6 protein-coding genes are annotated in these 5,402 nt (G+C 29.5%); 4 read left to right on the top strand and 2 right to left on the bottom strand.

What is annotated here, in order from left to right:
* Positions 1 to 175: 175 nt before the first annotated feature.
* Entirely contained in the window at positions 176 to 523 is a 348-nt protein-coding gene (rnpA, locus tag ACRDBA_RS15785) for a ribonuclease P protein component (protein WP_438573885.1), read from the bottom strand.
* A gap of 55 nt (positions 524 to 578) precedes the next feature.
* Complete coding sequence (gene rpmH, locus ACRDBA_RS15790; RefSeq protein WP_438573886.1) at positions 579 to 713, bottom strand: 50S ribosomal protein L34; 135 nt, start codon at positions 711 to 713, stop codon at positions 579 to 581.
* 839 nt (positions 714 to 1,552) lie between these two features.
* On the opposite strand from rpmH, the gene dnaA reads away from it, so the two are divergent.
* The 4 genes from dnaA to recF all read left to right on the top strand — a co-directional run.
* Complete coding sequence (gene dnaA / locus ACRDBA_RS15795; protein WP_438573887.1) at positions 1,553 to 2,896, top strand: chromosomal replication initiator protein DnaA; 1,344 nt, start codon at positions 1,553 to 1,555, stop codon at positions 2,894 to 2,896.
* 247 nt (positions 2,897 to 3,143) lie between these two features.
* Positions 3,144 to 4,250: a DNA polymerase III subunit beta gene (gene dnaN / locus ACRDBA_RS15800; protein WP_438573888.1), complete on the top strand. Its 1,107-nt coding sequence runs from the start codon at positions 3,144 to 3,146 to the stop codon at positions 4,248 to 4,250.
* A 130-nt stretch (positions 4,251 to 4,380) separates the two neighbouring features.
* Positions 4,381 to 4,587 carry an RNA-binding S4 domain-containing protein gene (locus ACRDBA_RS15805; protein ID WP_438573889.1) on the top strand — a complete coding sequence of 69 codons (207 nt, stop codon included), beginning with the start codon at positions 4,381 to 4,383 and terminating at the stop codon, positions 4,585 to 4,587.
* A gap of 8 nt (positions 4,588 to 4,595) precedes the next feature.
* Positions 4,596 to 5,402: DNA replication/repair protein RecF (gene recF / locus ACRDBA_RS15810; protein WP_438573890.1), on the top strand; the 807-nt coding region annotated here is incomplete at its 3' end.

The raw sequence follows: 5,402 nt of genomic DNA on the forward strand, positions 1-5,402 counted from the left end.
ACATTTTGGCCCAAATATAGGAGATATGCCATATTGATAAACTCTGATTAATTTTAAAGCTACATTTTTCAATAAGTTTTTCATTCCTACTCCCTACCCAAACAGTTTTTTAGGTCATTTCAACACCGTTATTATTGAATTCATTAAATTATCATATCTTTTCTGTATGTTTAATCTATGAATTTTCCTCAAATACTTTCTGTTGTCTTAATAGATGCTTTAATGCACTTGAAATCTCTTTAAATGAAGCCCCGTTAGCAGTTCCTCTAGCTATGACTATAAAATCCCATCCTGGGTAAACTATTAATTCTTCATTTAATCGATAACTTTCTCTAATCAATCTAGTTACTCTACTTCTGACTACACTATTTCCAACTTTTTTACTAACAGATATTCCTAACCTATTGCTATCTTGCGTATTAGGGAATTTATATAGTACTAAATATCTATTAGCTACTGATTTTCCATTTTGATAAACTATTCTAAAATCTCTATTCTTTTTAAGTGATTCAGTATTTTTCATTTTAGCACTCCTAAACCTATATAAGGCAAAACAAGGCCACAAAAGCGGCCTTGTTTTATGCTGATAATTTTTTTCTACCTTTTGCTCTTCTTCTAGCGAGTACCGCTCTACCATTTTTAGTTCTCATTCTTTTACGAAAACCATGTTCTTTACTTCTTTGACGTTTCTTTGGTTGGAAAGTTCTTTTCATTATGTGCACCTCCTTGAATTTAAAAGTAGTCACATAATATGCACATCGTGTACCAACTCCTATGCACTTAGGAGATTGGACACATAAAATTTAAATATTCGCACACACAACTCTATATAGAGTTAAAACAAATAAGCACTAGTCTTAGTATAGAAGATTTCTAATATCTAGTCAAGCCTCTACTCATGATATTTTATTTCCAATTTAAAACTGATTATCGATTTATATAGAAGTAACTTAATTATTAATATATATTTTTTTCTTTCCTTATTATACTTATTTCAACATCCTATTTTTTTGCATTTTTATCTATATATTTTTTTTATTTTTTCTTTTACTCTTTTATTTCAACATTTTTCATCCACAATATATATATTTATACCTATATTAAATTAAATCTTTATATTAACTTTAACGTTGAATATTTAAAGATTAAGTTACTTTTATTATATATTTATACTCTAGTAGAGTTATTTCGACTTATTCCATTATTTTTTTATCTACAATCTGTGGATATTTTACTTAAACAGTTGATTTTCCACAAGTAATTTGATATTATACATTTATCTGTGTATAAGTTGTTAATATGTAAAAGTTATTCACATTCTGTTGATAATACTGTGTATAACTTGCATTTTTTTTATTTTTTAGTTATTTCACTGGATTTATTGTGATTTTTTGTATTTAACAACTTTATCCACATTCTGTTTACTTTAAATCATTTAATGATTTTTTATTAAAATAAATCTCATCATTGTTTATAACTATTGATTAAATTACTCACATGTTGACAATACTTGAATAACTTGTGAATAAATCGTTTAATAGGAGGAATTTGTATGTCAAATCAATATGACACCCAGTGGAACGCCATACTTAGTATTATTGAACCTGAGACATCTGCGGTTAGCTTTAATACCTGGTTTAAAGAAACCAAGTTAATAGATATAGATAAAAGTACCATGACTATTAGCGTAAAAAATGAGTTTACTAAGGAAATTCTTAGTACTAGGTATCTAGGCTTAATCCAAAACTGTATTCTTCAAGTGCTAAATAAGGATTTTGATTTAAATTTTGTCTTAGCTACTAACGAAGATAGCTATTTAAAGAAAAAATCCATGCCAAAAAGAGAGCAAATTGAAGATCCACTTAATATCAAAAGTAACCTTAATCCTAGATATGTTTTTGACTCTTTTGTCGTAGGCAATAGTAATCGTATGGCTCATGCTGCTTCATTGGCAGTTGCTGAAGCACCTGCTAGGGCATACAATCCTTTATTTTTATATGGAGGCGTTGGATTAGGGAAAACACATCTTATGCATTCTATTGCTCATTATATTCTAGAGCAAAATCCAGATGCAAAGGTACTTTATGCTTCATCCGAAAAATTCACTAATGAATTAATTAACTCGATTAGGGATGATAAAAATGAAGCTTTTAGAAATAAATATAGAAATATTGATATCTTATTAATAGATGATATTCAATTTATTGCTGGAAAAGAGCGTACTCAAGAAGAGTTTTTCCATACATTTAATACCCTTCATGAAGCAAATAAGCAGATTATTATTTCTAGTGATAGGCCACCCAAAGAAATTGAAACACTTGAGGATAGACTTCGATCTCGTTTTGAATGGGGACTGATTGCAGATATTCAGAGTCCTGACCTAGAGACTAGAATTGCTATCTTAAGAAAAAAGGCCGAAATCGAAAATTTATCTGTGCCAGAAGATGTATTATTATTTATTGCTAAAACTGTCATTTCTAATATACGAGAGCTTGAAGGTGCACTTAACCGTATTCTTGCTTTTTCATCACTAGCCAATAGACCTATTACCGTTGAACTTGCTAATGAAGCATTAAAAGATATTATTTCTAGAGACAAACCAAAAGTAATAACTGCTGACTACATTCAGGAAGTTGTTGCTGATTATTTCCATCTTAAGGTAGATGAATTAAAATCTGCTAAACGTACTAGAAATATTGCCTATCCTCGACAAATTGCCATGTACTTATGCCGAAAATTAACTGATCTTTCTCTCCCTAAAATAGGAGAAAAATTTGGTGGTCGTGATCATACCACTATTATTCATGGGTTTGACAAGATTTCCAAAGATATTATCAAGGATATTGAACTAGCTCAAACTATTAATGAATTAGAAAACAAAATTACAGGTAAATAATAAACCACATGTAGCTGTGAATTTATAGTTAATATTTTGTGGATAAAAAAACTTTATTTAGATGTTTGTGGATATTGTGAATAACTTAAAGTGTTGTTCAACGTTAATCCACAGGTCTATATACATACTTATTTATCCACAGATCAAAGGGTTGAAGTAGTTATACACATTATTAACAGCCCCTATTACTATCATTGCTAGATTAACTTTAATTATATTAAATAATTCTTGAAGGGAGTTTATCCACATGCACATACTTTGTAAACAAGAACTATTGCTTAATAGTATTAATACTGTACTTAAAGCATGTTCAACTAAAACAACAATGCCTATACTTGAATGTATCTTACTAAGAGCAAAGAATAATCAAATTACACTAGTAGGAAATAATCTAGAACTTGGAATAGAAAGTACTATTGATGCTGAAGTCTTAGAAGAAGGATCTATTGCGTTAGAAGCCAAGATTTTTTCTGAAATTATTAGGAAAATGCCAAATGGAAATGTTCAAATATCTTCTAATACCAATCATATGACTAACATTACTTGCGAAAACTCTAAATTTACTATTGCAGGACAACCTGGAGATGATTTTCCTGAGTTACCACAAGTTGAAAAAACTACGGAATATTCTATTTCTCAACTTGCATTAAAAGATATGATTAGACAAACTATTTTTTCAGTAGCTCAAGAAGAATCTAGACCGATATTAACAGGCGAGATGCTACAGATTAAAGATGGTAGTCTTAGAATGGTTTCGGTAGATGGTTATAGAATTTCTTATAGACAAATACCTGTCTCAATTGAGAATGAGGAAGTTGAAGTTGTCGTTCCAGGGAAGACACTGGGTGAAATTAGCAAAATTCTAACGAGTGAAGATGCTGAAGACGTAAAAATATATTTTGAAGAAAAACATATTTTATTTGATTTAGGATCAAGTAAAGTAGTTTCAAGATTATTAGAAGGTGAATTCTTGAAATATGAACAAGTTTTTTCATCTGATTATGAAACTAAAGTTGTTGTGGATAGAAGAAACTTTTTAATGAGTATTGAAAGGGCTGCTCTGATTTCTAGAGAGGGAAAGAAAAATCCAATAAGAATTGAAATAGATGGTGATAATATGATTATCACATCTAATGCAGAATTAGGAACAGCTAGAGAAGAACTTAATATTAAGCTTGAAGGAAGTGAACTCAGCATAGCTTTTAATCCAAGATACTTAATAGAGGCATTAAAATCAATTGATGATGATAAAGTTTGTATTAACTTTATATCTTCTCTTACACCATGTATTATTCATCCTCAAGAGGGCGATCATTATAAATATTTAATACTTCCGATACGTTTAAATGCCTAAACGGAATTTAAATCGCTCTGTGTTTCACTAAAAGAAACTTAGAGCGATTTATTGCTATAATTAATTAAAGTAAATCTTTAATTAATCCTAACTATTAATTTAAAAACTATTTATGACAGGAGAATTTAAAATGAAAACAATCAATATTACAACTGAATTTATTAAATTAGATCAACTTATGAAGTTTGCCGATATGGTTCAAAGTGGTGGAGAAGCTAAAATGCTAATTGCACAAGGATTAGTTTTAGTAAATGGAGAGATTTGTACTCAACGAGGAAAAAAAATTAGACAAGGTGATGAAGTTGAATTTGATGGAGAAACTTATTCAATTAAATAGGGGGACCTATGTATATTAAGGAGCTTAGTTTAAAGAATTTTAGAAATTATCACAGCACTTATATTCAGTTAGATAAAGGGATAAATATTTTTAAAGGGAACAATGCTCAAGGGAAAACGAATATATTGGAATCTATTTACTTGTGTGCAACAGCGAGGTCACATAGGACACATCAAGAAAAAGAAATTATTAGATGGCAAGAAGATGCCGCGCACGTACAAATACTAGTTCAAAAAAGAATAATAGAAGATAAAATAGATTTTCATCTTACGAGTAAAGGAAAGGCTGTGGCAATTAATCGTCTTCCTGTAAATAAGCTAGGAGAATTATTTGGAACAGTAACGGTAGTAATGTTCTCGCCAGAAGACTTACAACTTATAAAAAAAAGTCCAAAAGAAAGAAGAAGATTTTTAGATATAGAACTTTGTCAATTTGATAAGCTTTATTATTATGCTTTGAAACAATATCATAAGGTTTTAAAACAAAGAAATAATGCTTTAAAACAATATCATATGAATAAAGATAAATCTATTATCGACATTTGGGATATGCAGCTATCCCAATATGCAAAAGAAGTAATTAATAAAAGAGAACAGTTTATAGAAGAATTGAATCAAATTGCTAAAGAGATCCATTTAGATATATCTGGGAACAAAGAGGATCTAGAAGTTATCTATGAGCCTAATGTAAAAAAAGAAAACTTAGAAGAAAAATTAAGCAGGCATAGGCAAAAAGATTTGATGACACAAATTACTTCTATAGGGCCGCATAGAGATGACTTAAAATTTTTAATCAATGGAATGGATGTAAGGCTA

The sequence above is a fragment of the Clostridium sp. genome (genome assembly GCF_051654825.1).
Taxonomy (GTDB): Bacteria; Bacillota; Clostridia; order Clostridiales; family Clostridiaceae; genus Clostridium.

Coding starts and splice junctions, on each gene's coding strand:
- ACRDBA_RS15805 (WP_438573889.1), top strand. CDS start 4,381: ATGAAAACAATCAATATTACAACTGAATTTATTAAATTAGATCAACTT.
- dnaN (WP_438573888.1), top strand. CDS start 3,144: ATGCACATACTTTGTAAACAAGAACTATTGCTTAATAGTATTAATACT.
- rnpA (WP_438573885.1), bottom strand. CDS start 523: ATGAAAAATACTGAATCACTTAAAAAGAATAGAGATTTTAGAATAGTT.
- dnaA (WP_438573887.1), top strand. CDS start 1,553: ATGTCAAATCAATATGACACCCAGTGGAACGCCATACTTAGTATTATT.
- rpmH (WP_438573886.1), bottom strand. CDS start 713: ATGAAAAGAACTTTCCAACCAAAGAAACGTCAAAGAAGTAAAGAACAT.